Origin of the sequence: Chryseobacterium pennipullorum, from assembly GCF_003384725.1 — a bacterium.
Taxonomy (GTDB): domain Bacteria; phylum Bacteroidota; class Bacteroidia; order Flavobacteriales; family Weeksellaceae; genus Chryseobacterium; species Chryseobacterium pennipullorum.
This window is the reverse complement of record NZ_QNVV01000001.1, coordinates 61,238-84,026: the sequence shown is the minus strand read 5'-3', so window position 1 is coordinate 84,026 and position 22,789 is coordinate 61,238. Positions and strand designations below refer to the sequence as shown.

The following is a 22,789-nucleotide window of genomic DNA, read 5'->3' as shown; positions in this document are numbered from 1 at the left end:
TTTAAAAAAAATGGCAGTATTCGTATACGCAGAAAATATAAATGGAGTTTACAAAAAAGCAGCTTTCGAAGCAGTGTCTTATGCAAAAGCAGTAGCAGACAAAGCTGGAGATACCGTTACGGCAATCTCTGTAAATCCTACCGATTCTTCAGATTTATTATACAAATATGGAGCGTCAAACGTTATCAATATCAAAGACGAAGGTCTTAAAAACTTTTCAGCAAAAGCATTTGCGCAGGCTGTAAGCGAAGTGGCAGACGGAAACCTTATTGTTTTCCCTCACACTACAGATGCTTCTTCTATTGCTCCCATGTTGGCAGTGATGAAAAATTATTCTTTAATTACCAATGTTCTGGAAGCTCCGGAAAGCCTTTCTCCTTTCCAGGTGAAAAGAAAAGCGTTCTCAGGAAAAGGTTTTATGCATGCTAAAGCTGAAGGAAACGGAGTTATTATTACGGTTTCTCAGAATGCTTTCGGAGTAAAAGAAAACGCAGTATCAGGATCGGAAGAAATTAAAAATCTTTCCGTTGCAAACGAAGATACAAAAGTGATCTCTCACGAGCAGAGTTCTGGTAAACTGGACCTTAAGGAGGCTGAAGTAGTTGTTTCTGCAGGTAGAGGTATGAAAGGACCTGAAAACTGGGGAATGATTGAAGATCTGGCTAATGTTTTAGGAGCTGCTACAGCATGTTCTAAGCCGGTTTCAGACATCGGATGGAGACCTCACACAGAACACGTAGGACAGACAGGTAAAGCTATCGCCCCTAATCTTTACATTGCAGTAGGGATTTCAGGAGCAATCCAGCACCTTGCCGGAGTCAACTCTTCAAAAACAATCGTAGTTATTAACAACGATGCCGAAGCACCATTCTTCAAGTCAGCAGATTACGGAGTAGTGGGAGATGCCTTCCAGATTATTCCTGCATTGACAGAAAAGATCAAAGCGATAAAAGGATAAAAAATGAATCGGCAGTAGTCAATACGTTTTGCTTGTTGGTTTAGAAATTTATCTTCACAGCAAATTTCACTATTGACGATTAATAATCATAAACAATACAATAAAAGCTCGGCTTTCCGGGCTTTTATTTTTGCGTAAAAAAGTGAAATCACAACAAAAAATTAATCTATATTTGTAGCTATGGATTATAAGCAGCTAATTATTCGCGGAATATCGTACAGCCAGACTCAATCAGGGGCGTACGCATTGTTACTGGAGCATGAAGAAACACACATAAAATTACCTGTTGTTATAGGAAATTTCGAAGCACAGTCTATCTCTCTCGGACTGGAAAAAGATATCCATCCACCGCGTCCCCTTACCCACGACTTATTCACAAAATTTATAGTTTCTACCAATTATGAGTTGGTTTCTGTCATTATATATCAGATTGTTGACGGCGTGTTCTTCTCAAATATTAACTTTAAAAACAAGGAAACTGAAGAAGAATTGATTCTTGATGCGAGAACTTCAGATGCCGTTGCGATGGCTGTAAGATTCGACGCACCTATTTTTACCACACAGCAGGTCCTTAATGAAGCCGGTATTCTGTTGGAGCTTGAAGATGTTTCAAAAGAAGAACAGTCTTTCTCAGAGACCGTACAGACTGAAGATAACCTGAAATCCCTTTCAATGGAAGAACTTCAGAAGCTTCTGGATGATGCCGTTAAAGAAGAAGATTATGATACCGCCCTTGAAATTCAGGAAGAAATCAAGAGGAGGAAAAAGAAAATTGACTAAAAGAGATACTTTATATAAACTATGAATTTAAAATTACGACTGACCATCCTCAGCTTTCTCCAGTTTTTCGTCTGGGGGGCATGGCTGATTACGATGGCAAACTTCTGGTTTGGCACAAAACACTGGGAGGGAACTCAGTTTGGAGCTGTTTTCGGAACCATGGGAATTGCTTCCATTTTTATGCCTACCATTACTGGAATTATTGCTGACCGATGGGTCAATGCTGAGCGCATATTTTCAGTATTACACATCCTTTACGGAGTTATTCTTTTCATATTGCCTCATTCTGCAGATCCGAATTCATTCTTTTCTGTGATGCTTGTTGCCATGTGTTTTTATATGCCTACAATTGCCCTGGCCAATTCCATTTCCTACACCATTCTGAAAAATAACAATCTGGATGTAGTAAAAGATTTTCCTCCAATCCGTGTATGGGGAACCATTGGTTTCATCGTGGCGATGTGGATTACCAATCTTAGTGGTAACAAAGCCACAGAAGGGCAGTTCTATATCGGAGGGGCGGTAGCCATATTTTTAGGGATCTATGCCCTTACCTTACCAAAATGCCCGCCACAAAAGCTGATCGACAAAGACGCACCGTTATCTGAGCAGTTAGGGCTTAATGCATTTAAGCTTTTTGGAAGCTATAAAATGGCATTGTTCTTCTTATTCTCTATGCTTTTGGGAGCGGCTCTTCAGCTGACCAATGCTTACGGAGACGTATTCCTAAGTGAATTTGCCCATTTTCCGAAATATGCAGATTCATTCGTAGTACAGAGATCTACGATCATTATGTCAATTTCTCAGGTTTCAGAAACCTTATTTATTCTGGCAATTCCTTTCTTCCTGAAAAAGTTTGGAATCAAAAAAGTAATGCTGATGTCCATGCTGGCATGGGTGCTAAGATTCGGTTTCTTTGCCTATGGAGTTCCGGATGGGTTTGGGCTGTCATTGATCATCCTTTCGTGTATCGTGTACGGGATGGCGTTTGACTTCTTTAATATCTCAGGTTCACTTTTTGTGGAGACTACGACCGATAAGAAAATCAGGTCTTCCGCACAAGGTTTGTTTATGATGATGACGAATGGTTTTGGAGCCGTTTTTGGCAGTTATATCGCAGGCTGGGCTATTGATAAATTCTTTACCCATAAATTTACGACGGCTACAGATCTGTCTGCCTATCTGGAAACAACACCCGATAATCCTACCTTCCTGGAAATTTTGAAAAATAGCTTTAATGCAGCCGTCAATTCCGACGGAACCCTTTCTTCTATTGTTTTGGTAAAAGACTGGCAGCAGATATGGCTTTCTTTCGCTATTTACGCGTTGGTGCTGGCTATATTCTTTGCATTACTGTTCAGACATAAGCACAAGCCTGAAGATGTATCCTCAGTGAGTCACTAAAGCAATGAGAAAAAAACATATCAATGCACTTTCATTTGAAAGTGCATTTTTTTTAACCTGTTTGTTGCCAAAGTGTGATTTTAAGAATAAAAAATTGTGATCATCAGTGATAGAGTTGTTACCATTGTATTTCAAAATAATCAGTATAACAGATAAATTATTAATAAATAAATAATATCTCGGGTATTTTATTGAGACTAATGACTGTTAGGAAGAAGAATGGTGGGTTTGCTGACAGATGGTTTGAAAATGTGTTTTTTTTTGTATTTTGGCACTTTAGTAAATATGAAAAATATTCAGTTATTAGGATTATTATTGGTTGTTGCAGGAAGCTTTCTTCCATTGGTACACGTTCCCGTTATCGGAAATTGGAATTACTGGAAGCTTGATCATTATCTGGCCATTGCATGCTGGATCTTTTCTGCATGTGCCGTTTTTGGAGTAGTAAACAACAGTCCGAAAATCGTCAGGGTTTTTGGTGTTTTGCTAATCATATTATTTGTATTCACTCTTGCCGCAGTCAAAATGCAGTCGTTACAATACTTCAGTTTCTTACCTTTCAAATCCTGGAGAGAAAGCCTTGCCGGGGTGGTGAAATTAAGATGGGGCTGGATAGTGGAGTTTATTGGTGCTCTGCTGATGATCTTTGCCGTGAAAAGCAAAAAAATAAATAACAGGACACAGATTTAGGGATGGGCTCCTTGCCACTTAGGATAATGTACTGAAAGTCGAATCTAAAATTGAAAAAACTGCCTTTAGCGTGGTTTATATAAAAGTAAAATAAATGAAACCGCCGTTTCATTTCAGTTAAAAAATAAAAATTATATACATGAAAGAAGTATTCATCGTTTCCGCAGTAAGAACACCAATGGGTAGTTTTATGGGAAGCTTGTCGACAGTTCCGGCTACAAAACTTGGATCTGCAGCAGTAAAAGGAGCGTTAGATAAAATAGGTCTTGATCCTGCTAATGTACAGGAAATTTATATGGGGAATGTATTGCAGGCAGGCGAAGGACAGGCTCCCGCACGTCAGGTGGCTTTAGGAGCAGGCCTTTCTGTCAATACACCATCCACTACAGTCAATAAAGTTTGCGCTTCAGGAATGAAGGCCGTAACAATGGCTGCTCAGGCGATTAAAGCCGGTGATGCAGACGTTATTGTGGCCGGAGGTATGGAAAATATGTCTTTGGTTCCTCATTATTATAATGCCAGAGTGGCTACAAAGCTGGGTGATATTAAAATGCAGGACGGAATGGTGCTTGATGGCCTTACGGACGTATACAACAAAGTGCATATGGGAGTATGTGCAGAAAAATGCGCTGTTGACTACAGCATCACCAGAGAAGACCAGGATAACTTTGCGGTAGAATCTTACAAAAGATCGGCAAAAGCCTGGAGCGAAGGAAAATTCAATGAAGAAATTGTGCCTGTCTCCATTCCTCAGAGAAAAGGAGAGCCGGTAATCTTTGCTGAAGATGAAGAATATAAAGCGGTAAACTTTGACAGGATTGCTACACTTCCTACAGTATTCAAAAAAGAAGAGGGTACGGTAACAGCAGCTAATGCTTCCACTCTTAACGATGGTGCTTCTGCTCTGATCCTTGTTTCAAAAGAGAAAATGGAAGAACTGGGGCTTAAGCCTCTGGCAAAGATCATTTCTTATGCTGATGCAGCACAGGAGCCGGAGAACTTTACAACAGCACCTGCCAAAGCATTACCTATTGCTCTGAAAAAAGCAGGTCTTGAAGTTTCAGACATCGATTTCTTTGAATTTAATGAGGCGTTCTCTGTAGTAGGACTGGCTAACAACAAGATCTTAGGATTAGATGCTGCCAAAGTAAACGTAAACGGAGGGGCAGTAGCATTGGGACATCCACTGGGAAGCTCAGGTTCAAGAATTATCGTTACCCTGATCAACGTATTGAAGCAGAATAATGCAAAATATGGTGCAGCAGCCATCTGTAACGGTGGCGGTGGAGCGTCTGCTATCGTTATTGAAAATATCTAACATTCTGTTTCAGAATATATTACCATTAAGGAATAGATAATTTTTTTAAAAACTTATCCATTTCTTAATGGTTTTTCTATTTTTGTGCTACTAATATTATTTGAAATGTCTGAAACTGAGAATCGACAGCCTAAAAACATAAAGAATAACCCAAAGATTATGAAAGCCTGGGCAGTATACGACTGGGCCAACTCTGTGTACTCTTTGGTAATTACCTCTACTATTTTCCCCATTTATTATTCTATCCTTACCACAGCCTATGAAAAAAAGGAGTATGTGGAGGAAACAAAATCCTGGATTGATGTTCCCGTAAGGCATATGATTAAAATTTTTGGAGACGAGTATCAGCCGGATGCCGTGTATGGGTATTCACTTACCATATCGTTCTTTATTGTGGTTTTGCTGTCACCCTTTCTGTCTTCCTTAGCGGATACCATAGGAAACAAAAAATCATTCCTCCAGTTCTTCTGCTATCTGGGAGCTACCTCATGTATGGGGTTAGCCATGTTCACTGGGATGCATAATGTATTTCTCGGGCTTCTGTTCAGCATAACGGCGAGTGTCGGTTTCTGGGGAAGTTTGGTGTTTTATAATTCATTTCTTCCCGATATTGCCACTCCGGACAGGCAGGATGCACTTTCTGCCAGAGGATATGTTTACGGATATCTGGGTTCTGTAGTTCTGGTTGTGATTTGTCTGATCCTTATTCAGGTTTTTGCTAAAGGTGCAGCACAGCAGCTATTGTTTACAAGAATCAGCTTTTTATTAACCGGTGCCTGGTGGTTCGGATTCTCACAATACACCTTCAAGCATCTTCCGCAATTCGGGGATGTGAAGGAAAAGCTCCCTAAAGATCTTGTACTGCTGAATTACAAAAACATCTTCAAAAAACATGAAGAGCAGGGAGGCTTCTTCGAGGTACTAAAAGACAATCTAAGCTTTTATAAAGATATTGCGAAGGAGAGCTTCCATGAACTGTTTAAAGTGGGAGGCGAACTTTTCAAAGATAAAAACCTGAAATTTTTCCTGTCCAGTTTCTTTTTTTACAGTGTGGGAATGCAGACGATATTTCTGATGGCCACGCTATTTGGGAAAAGTGAGATCAACCTTGCTCAGGACAAACTTATCGGAACCCTTCTGGTCATTCAGATCGAAGCCATTATCGGGGCGGTTATTTTCTCAAGATTATCTAAAAAAATAGGTAACAAAAATGTGATTTCAATTGCTATTGTACTTTGGATTGTAGCCTGTCTATGGGCTTACTTCCTTAACAAAGAAAATCCTACAGTGGAATACCAGTTCTATGGGGTAGCTGCCGTAGTAGGATTGGTGATGGGAGGACTTCAGGCAATGTCAAGGTCCACCTATTCAAAATTGCTTCCTGAAAATTCTATGGAAAATACCACGTATTTCAGTTTCTATGACGTACTGGAGAAAATTGCGATTATTATCGGAACATTTATATTTGCAACGCTTATCGAGCATTTCAATAATATGCGTATTGCTGCTTTATCAATGACTATATTTTTCGGTGCAGGATTAGTTTTGATCCGGTTTCTGAAGGTCACCATGAGAAAAGAAAGAGAAACCTTATAAAAATTAAAAGACGTTATTTTTAGCGTCTTTTTTTATGCCCAATGTGAGAAGGCAAGCTTCGGGCTAAGCAAAAAGCTGAGTTAATGTGAATAGAAAAATAACATTGATCGACTGAAGGAGATGATCTTCGATTTTAACATATAAGTATAGAAAATGACCACAGATGTTTGAGAATGTTTTCGGAGTTTTTTTTCTAATTCGATTACAGTCAGGACTATGTGGAGTAGTTGTAAGCATTCCTTAATCGACCTAGGAATCAGGAGCGTTAAGAAAATTGATCTTGAATCCGTTAAAAAATTTCCAGTGTCTGAGCATGGTCACCCTATTGAGTCGAATAACCAATGTAGAATCCATGCGAGTTTGGAAATTTTAGGAGGCAAGGTCAATTTTTAGTGGATGATTCCAGTCTTGAATTTTTGTATACTTTTGCTTCAAGGCAAAAGTATAAATAGAAAAATATTAAGTTTCTCTCCTAACTTTTGTACTTGACCAGAAGTTTCCCGTGGAAAACACTTAATAGAGCATTTGATTCAGCTTTTTTAACCCTTATAACGTAACAGTGATAGTCATCCTTAGTTTAAATCATTGTACAACTGCTCGTCATATCATGCAGCTATTAATTTTATTATTTAAATTGTAGCTGCTTTAAGCATTTTTTTTCGTAATTTTAGTAGAACAATGAAGGGAAGCAAAATAGATGGCAATTCGGCCTGACTTTTGCTTATATTCAGCGGAATAATTTTTAACTTTGCAAAAAGATTTATTGTCAAAATGACCAACCCTCTATTTTATGCAAAAATAATTCTGTTCGGAGAATATGGAATGATTGAAGATTCCCAGGGACTCGTTGTACCATACAGTTTCTATAAAGGAGCTTTAAAATTTTCAGATCTGAGTTCTGAGTTTGAACTCAATTCCAACAGACACCTGCAGAAATATTCTGATTTTCTGACAGCACTCAACCTTTCTGACGATTTTAAAATGGATATTGAGCGCTTCAAAAATGATATCTCAAACGGACTTTTCTTTGATTCCAACATTCCGCAGGGATATGGTGTAGGAAGCTCCGGAGCTCTGGTTGCTGCTATTTTCGAAAAATACTCAATAAGCAAGCTAAATCCTGAGAATATTTCAAAAGAAAATCTTAAAAAATTAAAAGCTGTTTTCGGTGAAATGGAAAGTTATTTCCATGGGAAAAGTTCAGGAATGGATCCTTTGATCTGTTATATGAACCTGCCAATCCTTATTGAAAACAAAGAAAACCTGGACCGGGTTTCTATTCCGGAAGGAGAAGAAGGAAAAGGAGCGATCTTCCTGATCGATTCCGGAATAACGGGGGAAACCGGACCAATGATTCAGATCTTCTTTGAAAAAATGAAAACCGAAGGTTTCCGTAAAACATTAAAGGAAGAGTTTATCCGTTATAACAATGCCTGCATAGATGCCTTCCTTAAAAAAGACATGAATCCGTTCTTCAGAAACCTGAAAAAACTTTCTCACTGGGCTTACGAACATTTCCGCCCAATGATCCCCGAAAGTATTTTTAATATCTGGAAAAAAGGGCTGGATTCGAACGCCTATTACCTAAAGCTCTGCGGAAGTGGCGGCGGCGGTTATATTTTGGGCTTTACCAAAGACTATGAAAAAGCTGAAAAAATGCTTGAAGGCTTCCAAAAAGAGGTGATTTACAGATTTTAAATGTACTGGAATGAATTCTGAAGAAGAAACTTTCCAATCTAAAAACTTTGTCTCAAAATCTCTTTTGTACAGATTTTCACAATTCGTGGGCTTTCTGCTTGGAGCACGCTTTTTTGTAGCAGCTTTGCTCACATTTGCCCTCTATGTTTCTACTTTTTTCCTGTTCAATCAGGATGAATCTTTCAGAAATTTTGTGTTCGATTTTAAAGTACACGGCATTATTTTCTGCACCGTCCTCACCATTCTGGCTGGAGGAATCATTAACCAGTTCTACGATCTTGAAAAAGATCATGTGGTAAAACCTTTCCGGACCCGCGTACAAAGCTTCATCAAACAGAAATATTTCTTATACGCCTATCTGGGGCTGAGTGTTATTTCTCTCGGAGTAGCCTGGATGATTTCCCGTAATGTTTTTGTTTTTTTTCTTGTATATCAGTTCTTTATGTGGCTGTACAGTCATAAATTGAGCCGGATGCTTATCATCAACAATCTTACTTTTGTCAGCCTTACCCTGTATCCTTTCTTCGGAATGATGGTATACTATGAAACTTTTTCAAAAAAGGTATTTCTGATGGCAGTCTTCTTGTTTCTTATTTTGCTGTGCATTGATATCGTAAAGGACACCCTTACCAAAAGTGTGGATAAAACCTTTGGATATACTACCATTCCGAATTATTTTAAAAGCAAAACTGCCAGGACTATCCTTATATCTTTACTGGTCATTACCATGGCTGTCTGCATGAAGATCATTACCAAAACCGGTGTTGCCGGATTTATGGCGTATTACTTTGCAGGGGCCTTGTTTGTGATGATTATTTGTATCTACCTTCTTCTCAACGCTTCCAGAAGAAGTAACTTCTTTACTCTGAATATATTGCGTTTTTGGGTTTTTGTAGGAATTGTTGCAATGCTTTTAAATGGAATAGAGCATAAATTGTAAAAAAATTCTTTAAATAAACTGAGGTTATTATTACCTTTGCATAACTAAATTTAATAAATAGGAATGCCCATTTTTAATGATACTAAAGTTGCATTTGCAGACAAGACGGATGCACAACTGAGAAAGGCTTACTGGATGTTTAAAATGATTGAGCAGCCGACTCTTACAAGCCTCGGAACTTCTGTCCTTAATTTTACCGTACACCACAATTTTCCTTTCGTAACAGGAATTGTAAAAAATACTTTATTCGACCAGTTTTGCGGTGGAGAAACCCGGGAAGAAAGTATGAAAGTTGTGAAACAGCTTTTCAAAAGAGGAGTTGGCAGTATTTTCGACTATTCTATTGAAGGTAAAGAAGATGAAGAAACGTTTGATGCCGTATGCAAGGAAATCAAGGATATTGTAAGATTTTCGGTAGGAAATCCGGCTATTCCTTTTATTGTATTCAAACCGACAGCCTTTGGAAGAATAGATCTTTATGAAGCAGTGGGTAAAGGTGCAGAGCTTACCACCAGCCAGAAAGAAGAATGGGAGAGAGTGGTGAGAAGATTCGATGAGATATGCAGTCTTTGTCATGAAAATGATAAAAAAGTAATGGTAGATGCTGAAGAAACATGGATGCAGGATGCCGCAGACCACCTTTGTGAAGAGATGATGGAGAAATACAACCAGGAAAAACCTATCGTCTGGAATACCATCCAGATGTACAGAACAGGAAGACTGGAGTATATGGAAGGACACCTTACAAGAGCCAGAGAAAAGAATTATTTTATCGGATATAAGATCGTTCGTGGTGCTTATATGGAGAAAGAAAGAGCAAGAGCCGCAGAAAAAGGATATGCAGACCCAATCCAGCCGACCAAGGATGCTTCCGATCAGAATTACAATGCCGGAATCGACTTTGTCATGAATCACCTCGATAAAGTTTCGGCGTTCTTCGGAACCCATAATGAGATCTCTTCAGAGCTGATTATGGACAAGATGAAAGCTAAGGCTCTGGAAAATGGGAACCCTCACGTGTATTTTGGACAGCTTTACGGAATGAGTGATAACATTACCTTCTATTTATCAGATAAAGGCTATAATGTGGCCAAATATCTTCCCTATGGTCCTGTAAAGGATGTTGTCCCATATCTTACAAGAAGAGCGCAGGAAAACACTTCAGTGGCCGGACAGACCGGTAGAGAGCTTGGGCTGATCAAAAAAGAGCTGGAAAGAAGAAAAAAGTAAACAATACAGAATAATGATACTGATGAGACCTGCACAATTTGCGGGTCTTTTTATTTGAATTATTTGTTGAAAAACACGGTTTATTGGCGTGTCTGCAATAATTAACCTTAAAAGTCAATATTAATAATAATTAACCTAATGGATTATAGTATTAATTATTTATTAAAACAATGCGCTATTTGTTGTTAATTTAATTTAAATTTTCTATATTTGGTATAACCATAGAAAACTGATGTCTGAGAACAGCAATGAGCTTTTGCAATGCAGGTGAAATGTCAGACCAGAATCAAGTGGGGCACCCGGAATAGCAAGTATGATGTAAACGTGTCAGGCGATAAGAATGCTACCGGAATCTCCAAATTAAAAAACTAATAAAGCAAATAGCTTTAGTTTTCTTCTTCAAATATTTTTTAGCCTGCCCATTTTCTTTGGTCAGGCTTTTTTTATGGTTCAAAACTTTCGAATTTTCCGTTTTCATAAAACAAAACAATACGTTTTATCTTATTGGATTGATTTCCAAACATTTGACCCAGCACTTGCTCTGCAGGATTTTCTAATCGCTGAGAAGCGGATATTTTTTCTTCAACCTTACCTTGATGCGCTGTAAAAGATTCTCCGGCACCCTGGGTTGCGGGTTCGATTTCCGATTCGTCATTCCCGAACTCCTCATCACTGCTGTTGATCATCGTAAACAGATCGGGCAGAGGAGTAGGCTTTCCCTTTTCTTCTGTTGAATCTTCTTGAAGAATTTGTGGTTCCATTAGCTGGGATTTCAACATCTCACCTTCACCCGTAACCAGCCAGTCCCAAAGTAGTTCCGGGAAACGGGATTTTATTTTTATGATAAACTCCAATGAAGGTTTATTCCTTCCTGATGTAATATGAGAGATCGACGAACGTTGTACATCAATCTCGTCAGCAAATTCAGAGGGAGTAAGACGGGAGTACTCGATAACTTTTGAAATTCTTTCGTTGAGGCTCATAAAAATAGGCGATTAATTGTGTTACAAATGTAATGTATATAATTTACAAATGCAAAATACAAATGTAAATAAAGTGAAATTTATTAAATGTACAAATGTAAATAGTGCATAATGTATTGTTAATTAGTAATTTATGTTAAAATTACATTTGTAGTAATTCATATTGCAGATCATTTTTACAAAACTAAATGTATTAATTTCCTTAATACTTCTTGAATAATAAAGGGGTAAAAAGGTCGTATTGATAAATTATGTGGTTTTAATACCGTCTAATTCTCTCCAAAATATCTGATTATTACAGTTTACATTGTTAATTTAATAGAGTAAATGTTTAGAGTAAATATGCTACATATTTCCGTAATTATCATGTAATTAATGTATTAAAAACAATATACAAACGTAAATTACTAAAGTATTATCATTTGACTGCAAATTATTTTTGGAAATAAGCTTCTAAGGAAAAAATACTTCAAGCTTCTATCATTAAATGCCCTTAAACATAAAAATAAGCTGAATTTTCAATTACGATTAAGTATTTTGACTATTTACATTTGTTATTATCCGATAATCGACCAACTTTTCCACAATGGGTACGTTTAATAAAATAATGAATAAATGTCGTAAAAGGCCCTTTTATTTACCTCAAGTAATATTAAAAGTAGTATTTAATTAAATATTATAAATAACTGAAAATCATATACATAAATTACACGTTTTTAATTATTCGCAATCCACAATTTTATCCACAGACATTTTGTCTGTCGTTACTGTTTAACAATGTTACAAATGTTGCATACAATCTTTATGAGTAAAATAGGGATTTTAATATTTGTAAATTAGCAAGTGTCAAATGTAAATTCTTAAATCAATTGATTTTTTGACTTATTTACATATGTCAATAGTGTTTTTTACCTTAAAATGGTTAATTTTGATCTTGTAAACTATTCCTAATGAATTTTGAACAGATCTATTCTCAGAACCCCGATTTCTCAAATCGCTATATTTCTCCTGAAAAATTATTTTCTTACCTACAGGCAAATCTCAGAGATTATATTCAGGAGATCGGAACATCCTATTTAGACAAACCTATTTATAAGCTAAGCATCGGAACCGGAGATATCCATGTACTGGCATGGTCACAGATGCACGGCAACGAATCCAACGCTACCCATGCGATCCTTGACCTGATGATAAGCCTGGATAAAGCTCCAGAAATGAAAGAGGATTTATTCAGTAAAATCAGCTTGGATTTTATATTGATGTTAAATCCTGACGGTTCAGAAAAATGGACCAGGCTGAATGCTGCTGATATTGATCTGAACCGGGATTTTCACAATGAATCAAGTAAGGAGATTAAGTTCCTTAAAAATGCGGCGGCTTCCAGGAAATATGATTATGCTCTGAACCTTCATGAGCAGAGAACCATTTTTACTACCGATGGTATTCACCCGGCTACACTTTCTTTTCTGGCACCTTCAGAGAATGTAGAACGAACAGTAACGGACAACAGGAAAAAATGTATGGCGGTAATCGGAAATGTTTACACACACCTGAAAGAGATCATTCCTAACCAGATTGGACGATACTCTGACGAGTTTTATCCGACCTCTACCGGAGACAATTTTATTAAGGCCGGAATGCCCACTATTTTATTTGAAGGGGGACATTTTATTGATGACTATACCAGAAAAGGAACAAGAAAATATTATACAATTGCATTGTATTATGCGTTAAAAGCTATCAGTGAACTGAAGTCAGATATTACGGGGTGGGAGACTTATCTTGAGATTCCTGAAAATAAAGAAACACATTATGATATCGTATACAGGAATGTAAAACTGAACACGGCACATGAATGTATTCTGGATATTGCTGTGCAGTACAGGGAAGTGATAGAAAACGGAAAAGATGAAATTTCTTTTGTCCCATTTGTCATGGAGGTAGGAGATGTAAAGAAAAGAAAAGGCTGGCTGGAAATAGACTGTACCGGAAAGAAATTTATATCCGCTACCAGATATCCAAAACTGGATGCGGTAGTAGATTTTAAAATAGAAGATTAAAAAAACCGGCAATCCTTGGATTGCCGGTTTTGATTGTATAGTCTGTTCTTTATTAAAAAGAAAGATATTTGTGCGATAACCTCTGCGTGAGTACTATAACAAGTGTAGCCCACTCATATTGAAACAGGATTTTCATCCGGTTTCAGGCAAATCTAGTTGATTACTTTAATACCGTTTGCTACAAATCTGATCTCTTCTTTTGGCTGTGTGATTGCATCAATTTCAGACTGAGGTTTCTTGGCGTCTTCCGCATAATGTTTCTGCTCATTCACAGAAGTTACTTTCCTTTCTGCATTTCCTTCCAGCACTACGTTTTTGCCCTTTAAGGCTGTAGGAACAAAAAAAGCATAGTCTTTCATTTTTACAAAAAACTTTGAATGGTCTTCCGTCTGAATGGTAAGCCAGCATCCTTTTTTATCACAAACATCCGTTACTTTTCCTTTAATGGCAACATTTTCAACCTTTTTGTTGTCTTTTTTAAGCTGCTTACTCAGTTTGCCTACCGTAATGGCTTTGGATTCAGCAGCAGGAGAAACCTCTCCTCCATATGTGTCACCTACCACTGCATTTCCTGCAGGTGGTCCCATTTCCTGTGCAAAAGCTAAAGTGGAAGCACTTACAGCCATAGCAAATAATAAAGCCTTGAATTTCATTTTTAATATTTTTTCCAAAAATACTAATTAATACTGAATCATAAACGAATAAAAAATGATAAAAAATAGCTTATTTCTTAAATTTTCAATAAAATTCAAAATGAATGACAGATTTGTTTATATTTGACGCCTATACTTGACTATGCAGAAAAAACTGAAACTTTGGGATGCCATTATGCTGGTAATGGGATCCATGATCGGAAGCGGGATCTTTATTGTAAGTGCTGACATGATGCGGAATCTGGGATCCGGATTTTGGCTGGTTGTAGTATGGGTGATAACAGGAATAATGACTGTGGCCGCCGCCATTAGCTATGGAGAGTTATCCGCATTGTTTCCGAAAGCGGGAGGGCAGTACACATATCTGAAAGAAATTTTCGGCAAAAGGATGGGATTCCTGTATGGCTGGGGATTGTTTACCGTGATACAGACCGGAACCATTGCTGCAGTGGCCATGGCTTTTGGTAAATTTACCGCCTATCTTATTCCTTCACTTAATGATGCTGCTCCTATTTTTCAAAGCGGTGAGTTTAAGATCACCTGGATACAGATTCTGGCAATAGCCATTATTCTTTTGCTTACTTATATTAATACAAGAGGTGTACAGAGTGGTAAGATTCTTCAGAATGTATTTACAGGATCAAAGATTATTGCTTTGCTGGGGTTGATCGCCGCAGGTTTTATATTGGTAGAGGTATCTCATTTGTCTGAAAACTTCAGTCTGGGAACAGACTCTTTCAGCAATCTTACCAAAGATCTTACTGGTAATTTTATGAAAGAAGGCTGGGAACCTATTGGAGGAATGACCCTGCTGGGAGGAATTGCCGCCGCAATGGTGGGTTCTGTGTTCAGCTCAGTGGCCTGGGAAAGTGTAACTTTTGTGTCGGGAGAAATTGATAATCCCAAGAGAAATGTAGTAAAATCCATGATCTACGGGACGACGGCTGTCATGATCCTTTATATAGCCGTGAACTATGTCTACTTAAATGCACTGGACAGAGACGGAATAGCATTTGCGGCGAATGACAGGGTAGCAGTAGCTGCATCGCAGAATATTTTCGGAAGTGCAGGAACGGTGATCATTGCCCTGTTGGTGATGATCTCTACATTTGGTTGTGACAACGGATTGATTCTGGCAGGAGCCAGGGTATTCCAAACCATGGCAAAAGATGGAATGTTTTTCCACTCTGCAGTAAAGAATAATAAAAATGAAGTTCCTGAAAATGCCTTATGGATGCAGGGAATATGGGCTTCTCTTCTATGCCTTAGCGGACAGTATGGAAACCTGCTGGATATGATTTCCTTTGTCATTGTGCTCTTTTATATGATTACCGTTTTTGGAGTTATTTATTTAAGAATTAAGCAGCCCGCCCTGGAAAGACCTTATAAAACATGGCTTTACCCTGTAACTCCTATCGTTTATCTGGTGATCGGAACCTGCTTCTGTATTTTGCTTTTAATCTATAAACAGCAATACACATGGCCGGGATTTGTACTCGTTTTATTGGGATTACCGGTTTACTACTTTATTAACCGTAAAAAGGCAGATAGCTAATACATTACTAAAATAACATAAAAAGATATCCGTTCAGGGCTTTCAATTTGATTTGAAAGCCCTGATTGCTGAATAATATTTCAAAGTATTTTGGGTATTATTTAGTGAAAATGTGTATTTTGGTATTTCGTTTTTAAGTAAACAAAACCATGAAGTAAAAATTAACAAGTTATGGATACACCAAATTACAGAATGCCTTTCGTTCCGTCTACTTTGATGACTGAAGGGGGAAGTATCGATACCTGCGATATGGGAGAAAGTATTGCCCATAATATTATGCTGCTGATCACGACCAAAAAAGGGGAGAACAGATATGATGAAAATTATGGTAACGATGTCTGGAACCTCGAATTCGATAATGGCGTTACCAGTGCCATATGGGAAAATGTCTTCATCAAAAGCCTCCGGAGACAGATCCAGGAATATGAACCACGGATCGTACAGCCGCAGATCGATGCCCATATTCAGTTTGTAGAGCACAGCTACGATACCAAAGAACACACAGAAATCAAAAAGAAAGTAAGAATTGCCATCAATGCAAAAATGGAGGAAACAGGAGAACGGTTTAGTTTTTCCACAGAACTGTTCCTTAGTCCAATGTCTATTGATTAATATTTTTAACAGCGAAAGAAAATTATGAATTTAGATCAGAATATCTATTCCAAAGAATCTGTAAAAGCAAGAATGCTTCAGAATGCCACCAAAGTCTGGGGACTGAAAAGCCCACAGTCATTAGATCCTTTTGTAAAACTGTTGATTGACGCATTCAGTACAGAAGTTTTTAAAGCCAATAATGAAATACAGACCGTGAATGCCCGCATTTTGGAAAAGCTGGCAAAACTCCTCACACCGTCTATCTATACCCATCCCATTCCGGCTCACTCGGTTGCATTTACACAGCCCTATGATTCTTCCGAAGTTTTATTGGAGCACACGGAATTTTTCTTCCGGAAACAGATGACTTCCACCGTGAAATCTGAATCTGATAAACAGGTGAACATACCTTTTACTCCCGTAGGAAATGTAAGGATCAATAAAGTTCATACTTCCATTATGTTTGTAGGGAATACCTGCTACAGTATTGATGACAGATTCAACAAAATTCCTATCGCAAGGTTTCAGGGAAGACCGGAGGATTATCGTAAAATTACAATAGGAGTTGATGTCAGCAAGTACATCAGCGAAAATTTCCCTAAATACCTGAGTATGTTTTGCTCCAATCCTGCTTTTGAACATCTTGATTTTGTCTACAAACTTCTGCCTTACATAACAGTTTCCAGCAATGGAAATCCTTTGTTCGTCAGAGAGGGACTGAGCTATCTTACCGAAAGCCACACGGACAGTTATGAGCAGATGTTTAAAGAACAGTCGATTAAAAATAAGGTTATTGAAGATATAAAAAGTATCTACCGCCATAAATTTATCGAAATCACAGGCATCTCCAACAGCCTGTTTTCCGAACCCGGACAATTGCCTCAAAATCTAGATTTCCTGGCCGGAAAAGATGAAATCATTAAATATCTTGAAAACAAAAGGTATCTATGGCTTACTTTTGAATTTCCACCCCAATTTTCTGCTGAGATCCTTGATAACTTTTCCTTTGTGCTGAATGCTTTTCCGGTTTATAACAGAGGCTGGAAGAAAACAGAATACAGTTTAGATATCATGGGGAATAATATTCCTCTGGTAACTGATGAAGGCGAGCATTTTTTATATGTAGATGAAGTCCAGGACGGGGACGGAAGAAAATATACAGAAATTCCCTTTACTCCGGCTGATGATCTGAAAAAAGGACTTTATACCGTAAGGAAAGGGGGAATGGAACGTTTTACCAATAGAAATGCAGTTGATATGATCGCTAATGTTCTGGAGCTTACAAGAGATGAGATCGCAGCATTTTCCCTGTTAAACAGAGATAATGTGAAAGGAGTGCTCAGTGAAATGTCTGATAAGATGAAATCTATGGTTCAAAAGGTCAATAATGCCAAAAGGAATATCCGGCAGGAGCTGAACTATGTTATCATGGAACCTGTAGAAAAAACCGATCATACGTATGCTTCTTTCTGGGTGACCCACTGTACCCTTGCCAATCATATGCGCCCGGGCACGGAGCTTTCAAACCAGCTGAAGTCCCAGACTGTTGTGCTGCTTACAGAGACATTAGGCGGAGCAGAAGAGCAGAAAGGAACGGACAGTATCCAGGCATACAAATATGCACTGACCACAAGAGATAAAATTATCTCCCTGGAAGACGTTAAAAATTACTGCCGTATGATTCTGAAAGATGAACTGAGGGAAGTAAGAGTAAGAAGAGGAACAATGGTAAGCAATCGTCCTAAAGAAGGATTTGTGAGGACCGTAGAGGTTGAAATTATTCCTCAGAATTACTCATTTTACGGGCGGGCTTACTGGGAAAATATGGCCAACATCATCAGGAATCAGATTATTGCCAAAGCAATTGATGGCATCGAATATCTTGTGAAAATAAGCAATGAAGATGTAGAATTTCAGGATATGTAAATTAAGAACCTATAATGGATAAAATATGAGAAAGATTATTATGCTGACAATGGCTCTGTCTTTAACGGCCACAGCAGTAAGCTGTAAGAAAGGGGCCTCAAAAATTGGAAATACTGTTTTAAACCTTGGAGGGGAAGCAGAGGCCAATGCGATTATCGACTTCAATAATAACTTTATTGATTCTTACAAAAACTCCTCCAAACACATTGAACGGATTTTGAAATATGCTGATGAGGCAGTAGTCAAATCCAAAGGAGGAAATGTATTGATCATGCCTGTTGTGATCAGCTCTACAGATTATACGCTGGCCAAAATTAAAGAAGTTCCGTCAGGGTTTGAAAAAGATAAATCCGCTATTGAAACAGAATTTAATACCTACAAGGCTAAAAGGGAAAACATCGATAAAAAATTCGACGAGCTTAAATCCTATATGACCTCCGAAGATTATAAAGATGATAAGGGAGCCAAAGCTGAGACGCTAAGAAAAGAAATTGAAGGTGAAGCGAATGCCTTTTTTGCTGCCGGAGAAAATATCATGATTAAGATTAAGCCTGCTACGGATGCAGCAGAAGAGGTAGTTCTGAAAGATCACCCGATGAAAGAGTATATCATCTCTTCTAAAAATGTGATGAATTCACTGGATTCTGTCATCGATGTGCTCGGTAAGCAATACACTGGGCAGTTCAATGAGACTGAAGCCCAGAAAAAGTACGATGAATTAGCTAAGCAGGCAGAAGCAAATGCTAAAAAGGAATTTAACGTTAAGGATCAGCAGTACGCCTATAAAAAATCTCAGTTTGAGAGCTTCAATAAGAATACTTCCAACTTTCTGGATACCTACAGAAAGCTGATCAGGGATTCCAAAGAAGCAGGGAAAATTCCTGACAATGATATTCAGCAGATCGATTCTTCCTATGAATCCGTATTGAGTGCTTACAATTCATTTGTAAAATAGAGACAAAATTTTTTTTTATTTGATATCAACGGGCTTCTGCCCGTTTTTTTATTTTATACGCTATCATTGGCTTTAGCAGAACCTGGATATACCTTTACATCTGCTCATTTCAATGATCAGGGAAAGGTATATTCATTTTTTACCTTGGTAGATGTCAATCTGTGATGATCAAATTTCTGCTCCAGATCATAAAATAAATTCCATAAAATTCCGTAATTTTGCACGTTGTGATTTTCAGGCAAAATCATTCCAAATTATGAGCAAATCAACAGAATATATAGAAGTTTACGGAGCACGTGAACACAACCTGAAAAATATTAATGTTAAAATACCACGAAACGAATTGGTCGTTATCACAGGCCTTTCCGGAAGTGGAAAATCATCTCTCGCTTTTGATACGATCTTTGCAGAAGGCCAGCGCCGGTACATTGAAACTTTCTCTGCGTATGCACGTCAGTTCTTAGGAGGGCTGGAGCGCCCTGATGTAGATAAGATCGAAGGACTTTCACCTGTTATCGCTATCGAGCAGAAGACTACAAATAAAAATCCCCGTTCCACGGTGGGAACTGTTACTGAGCTGTACGACTTTCTGCGGCTTTTGTATGCCCGGGTTTCCGACGCTTACTCGTTGTCTACGGGCAAGAGGCTGGTAAGTTATACGGAAGATCAGATCCTTGAGACCATCAAAGAAAATTATAAAAAAGAGAAAATCATGCTTCTGGCCCCTGTGGTACGTTCCAGAAAGGGACACTATCACGAGCTTTTCGTACAGATGGCTAAAAAAGGGTATGGGCAGGCAAGAATAGATGGTGAGCTGCAGGATATTGAATATGATCTGAAACTGGACCGTTATAAAACCCACGATATCGATATTGTCATCGACCGTTGGATTATCGGTGAAAATGCTTCAGAAGGCAGAATGGAAAAATCATTGCGTACTGCCATGGAAATGGGCGAGGGAATCATTGGAATTCAGAAACTGGGGAGTACGGAGATTGAATATTTCTCCAAAAACCTTATGGATGCAGAAACAGGACACTCTTTAGCGTTACCCGAACCGAATACATTCTCGTTCAATTCACCCAAAGGAAGCTGCCCGGACTGTAAAGGATTGGGGACTATCAAAAAGATCAATACGGATTATTTTATAGACAACCCGAAGCTATCCATCAATCAGGGAGGTTTATTGCCTTTGGAAGACATTAAATCCAACAAATGGATTCTTGCACAGATTAAAAATATTCTCGAAATTTTCGGACTGGGGTTAACCACTCCAATGAAGGATATTCCGGAAGAAGCATTGGAATATATCTACAATGGCTGTCATAAAGAATTCAATAAGGATTTGAAATACGCGGGAATTACCAAGAAAATAAAGATTGGTTTTGATGGTCTTATTGCTTTCATGGAAGAAATCATTGATGAAAGAGAATCCTATGAAGCCATCCTTCTGGAAAGACACTTCACGACAGAAGAAACCTGTCCGGAATGCCATGGAACACGTCTTCAGCCTTCAAGCCTGAGCTTTAAAATAGACGGAAAAAATATTGCTGAGGTTAATGCGTTGAGTTTAGCAGATCTAAAAGACTGGCTGGCAGACGTCAGAGATAAGTTCTCAGAAAAAAATAAAATCATCGCTCACGAAATTCTGAAAGAAATTGAAACCAGGCTTCAGTTCCTGCTGGATGTAGGTTTGGATTATCTGAGTCTGAGCAGGAGCTCTAAGACCCTCTCGGGCGGAGAATCGCAGAGGATCCGTCTGGCGACACAAATTGGGTCCCAACTTGTGAATGTATTGTATATCCTGGATGAACCAAGTATCGGACTTCACCAGAGAGATAACGAAAGACTCATCCATTCCCTGAAGAATCTAAGAGACATCGGAAATTCAGTATTGGTCGTGGAACATGACAAAGATATGATTCTGGAAGCTGATGAAGTATTGGATATTGGTCCGAAAGCTGGAAAATTCGGTGGAGAAATATTGTGGCAAGGGAAACCCAAAGATCTGTTGAAAGCAGATACAATCACGGCACAGTATATCAACGGCAAAAGGAAAATTGAAATACCTGCAGAAAGAAGAGCAGGAAACGGAAAAAATATTCTTCTTAAAGGTGCTACAGGAAACAATCTGAAAAATGTAACACTGGATGTGCCTCTTGGGAAACTCGTTGTGGTAACTGGAATTTCCGGAAGTGGAAAATCCTCTCTGATCAACGGAACCTTGTATCCGATCCTGAACAAACATTTTTACAGAGCCGTTCAGGAACCTTTACCCTATAAAAAGATTGAAGGACTGGAGAATATTGATAAAATTGTAGATGTAGACCAGACTCCGATCGGAAGAACACCCCGCTCCAATCCTGCTACCTACACCGGAATGTTTACAGACATCAGAAATCTTTTTGCTGAGCTTCCGGAAAGTAAAATCCGTGGATACAAGCCCGGAAGATTCTCTTTCAATGTAAAAGGCGGAAGATGTGAAACCTGTCAGGGTGGAGGATTGAAGGTGATTGAAATGAATTTCCTTCCGGATGTATATGTTCACTGTGAAACCTGTAATGGAAAACGATTCAACAGAGAAACCTTAGAAGTCCGTTACAAAGGAAAGTCCATCTCTGATGTATTGGATATGACAATTGATGAAGCGGTGGAATTTTTCCAGCCAATTCCTAAAATTTTCGCGAAAGTGAAAACGCTGCAGGATGTAGGGCTGGGATATATTACGCTTGGACAGCAGTCAACAACCCTTTCAGGGGGTGAAGCACAGCGTATCAAGCTGGCAACAGAACTCGCTAAAAGGCAAACAGGAAACACGCTCTATATCCTTGATGAGCCTACCACTGGTCTCCATTTTGAAGATGTGAAAATCCTAATGGATGCCATCAATCAGCTGGTCGAACTAGGTAACTCTTTTATTATCATCGAACACAATATGGATGTCATCAAACTGGCAGACCACATCATTGATGTAGGTCCGGAAGGTGGAAAACATGGTGGACAGATTGTAGCTCAGGGCACACCTGAAGAGATTGTGAAGTCTAAGAAGAGTTTAACCGGAAAGTTTTTGAAGAGAGAGCTGTAATAATAGAATATCAATTTAATTATAGAAAAGAATTTGCGAAAGCAGATTCTTTTTTTGCTTAAAATAAATTTAATGAAGAGGATATAAGTATTGCAAGGAGGATCATATTTTTTGGATTATAGATGAAAATAATGAAATATTTAGGGGTAAATTTATAATAAGGTAGTATGAAATTCGTTTTAACTTTAGCAAACCATAAATTAAAACGATATGAAAAATTTAAAAAAACTGACTAAAACAGATTTGAAGTCAGTGTCCGGAGGAGAGCCTAAAAAATACTGTACCTACTGCGAATGGGCAGATAAGATTTTTTGCAGTGAAATTCCAATCGTTCAATGTCCATAAAATAAGAAAACCGCTTGAA

Annotated in this window: 18 protein-coding genes; 16 read left to right on the top strand and 2 right to left on the bottom strand. The window is 38.3% G+C overall.

Annotated elements, in window-relative coordinates; genetic code table 11:
* Positions 1–10: 10 nt before the first annotated feature.
* From DRF67_RS00385 to DRF67_RS00345, 9 genes are all read left to right on the top strand, one after another.
* Positions 11–958, top strand: a complete 948-nt coding sequence (locus tag DRF67_RS00385; RefSeq protein ID WP_115925863.1) for an electron transfer flavoprotein subunit alpha/FixB family protein — start codon at positions 11–13, stop codon at positions 956–958.
* Between the two features lie 180 nt (positions 959–1,138).
* The gene (locus DRF67_RS00380) at positions 1,139–1,738 is read left to right on the top strand and encodes a bifunctional nuclease family protein (RefSeq protein ID WP_115925862.1); all 600 of its coding nucleotides are present in this window, start codon (positions 1,139–1,141) and stop codon (positions 1,736–1,738) included.
* 21 nt (positions 1,739–1,759) lie between these two features.
* Positions 1,760–3,142, top strand: coding sequence for a nucleoside permease (locus tag DRF67_RS00375; RefSeq protein ID WP_115925861.1), 1,383 nt, complete (start codon positions 1,760–1,762; stop codon positions 3,140–3,142).
* A gap of 285 nt (positions 3,143–3,427) precedes the next feature.
* Complete coding sequence (locus DRF67_RS00370; RefSeq protein ID WP_115925860.1) at positions 3,428–3,832, top strand: hypothetical protein; 405 nt, start codon at positions 3,428–3,430, stop codon at positions 3,830–3,832.
* A gap of 139 nt (positions 3,833–3,971) precedes the next feature.
* Positions 3,972–5,150: an acetyl-CoA C-acyltransferase gene (locus tag DRF67_RS00365; RefSeq protein WP_115925859.1), complete on the top strand. Its 1,179-nt coding sequence runs from the start codon at positions 3,972–3,974 to the stop codon at positions 5,148–5,150.
* Between the two features lie 105 nt (positions 5,151–5,255).
* Positions 5,256–6,746 (top strand): MFS transporter, encoded by a 1,491-nt coding sequence (locus tag DRF67_RS00360; protein ID WP_115925858.1) that lies wholly within the window; start codon positions 5,256–5,258, stop codon positions 6,744–6,746.
* A 771-nt stretch (positions 6,747–7,517) separates the two neighbouring features.
* Positions 7,518–8,444, top strand: coding sequence for a mevalonate kinase family protein (locus DRF67_RS00355; RefSeq protein ID WP_115925857.1), 927 nt, complete (start codon positions 7,518–7,520; stop codon positions 8,442–8,444).
* Positions 8,445–8,454: 10 nt separating this feature from the next.
* A complete protein-coding gene (locus tag DRF67_RS00350; protein ID WP_115925856.1) occupies positions 8,455–9,384 on the top strand; it encodes a UbiA family prenyltransferase in 930 nt (309 codons plus the stop codon).
* Between the two features lie 63 nt (positions 9,385–9,447).
* The gene (locus DRF67_RS00345) at positions 9,448–10,614 is read left to right on the top strand and encodes a proline dehydrogenase family protein (RefSeq protein WP_115925855.1); all 1,167 of its coding nucleotides are present in this window, start codon (positions 9,448–9,450) and stop codon (positions 10,612–10,614) included.
* A gap of 443 nt (positions 10,615–11,057) precedes the next feature.
* Here the strand turns inward: DRF67_RS00345 and DRF67_RS00340 are convergent, their stop codons facing one another.
* Entirely contained in the window at positions 11,058–11,597 is a 540-nt protein-coding gene (locus DRF67_RS00340) for a helix-turn-helix domain-containing protein (protein ID WP_115925854.1), read from the bottom strand.
* 950 nt (positions 11,598–12,547) lie between these two features.
* On the opposite strand from DRF67_RS00340, the gene DRF67_RS00335 reads away from it, so the two are divergent.
* A complete protein-coding gene (locus DRF67_RS00335) occupies positions 12,548–13,657 on the top strand; it encodes a M14 family zinc carboxypeptidase (protein ID WP_115925853.1) in 1,110 nt (369 codons plus the stop codon).
* Positions 13,658–13,809: 152 nt separating this feature from the next.
* On the opposite strand, the gene DRF67_RS00330 is transcribed toward DRF67_RS00335, so the two are convergent.
* Positions 13,810–14,310 (bottom strand): DUF4920 domain-containing protein, encoded by a 501-nt coding sequence (locus DRF67_RS00330; RefSeq protein ID WP_115925852.1) that lies wholly within the window; start codon positions 14,308–14,310, stop codon positions 13,810–13,812.
* A gap of 142 nt (positions 14,311–14,452) precedes the next feature.
* Between DRF67_RS00330 and DRF67_RS00325 the strand changes: the two genes are divergently transcribed.
* From DRF67_RS00325 to DRF67_RS00300, 6 genes are all read left to right on the top strand, one after another.
* Entirely contained in the window at positions 14,453–15,865 is a 1,413-nt protein-coding gene (locus tag DRF67_RS00325; protein WP_115925851.1) for an APC family permease, read from the top strand.
* Between the two features lie 171 nt (positions 15,866–16,036).
* Positions 16,037–16,477: a GPW/gp25 family protein gene (locus DRF67_RS00320; protein ID WP_115925850.1), complete on the top strand. Its 441-nt coding sequence runs from the start codon at positions 16,037–16,039 to the stop codon at positions 16,475–16,477.
* 24 nt (positions 16,478–16,501) lie between these two features.
* Positions 16,502–18,385 (top strand): type VI secretion system baseplate subunit TssF, encoded by a 1,884-nt coding sequence (locus tag DRF67_RS00315; RefSeq protein WP_115925849.1) that lies wholly within the window; start codon positions 16,502–16,504, stop codon positions 18,383–18,385.
* Positions 18,386–18,410: 25 nt separating this feature from the next.
* Positions 18,411–19,340 carry a DUF6845 domain-containing protein gene (locus DRF67_RS00310; RefSeq protein WP_115925848.1) on the top strand — a complete coding sequence of 310 codons (930 nt, stop codon included), beginning with the start codon at positions 18,411–18,413 and terminating at the stop codon, positions 19,338–19,340.
* Positions 19,341–19,596: 256 nt separating this feature from the next.
* The gene (gene uvrA, locus DRF67_RS00305) at positions 19,597–22,425 is read left to right on the top strand and encodes an excinuclease ABC subunit UvrA (protein ID WP_115925847.1); all 2,829 of its coding nucleotides are present in this window, start codon (positions 19,597–19,599) and stop codon (positions 22,423–22,425) included.
* Between the two features lie 210 nt (positions 22,426–22,635).
* The gene (locus DRF67_RS00300; protein ID WP_115925846.1) at positions 22,636–22,770 is read left to right on the top strand and encodes a bacteriocin-like protein; all 135 of its coding nucleotides are present in this window, start codon (positions 22,636–22,638) and stop codon (positions 22,768–22,770) included.
* Positions 22,771–22,789: the final 19 nt, after the last annotated feature.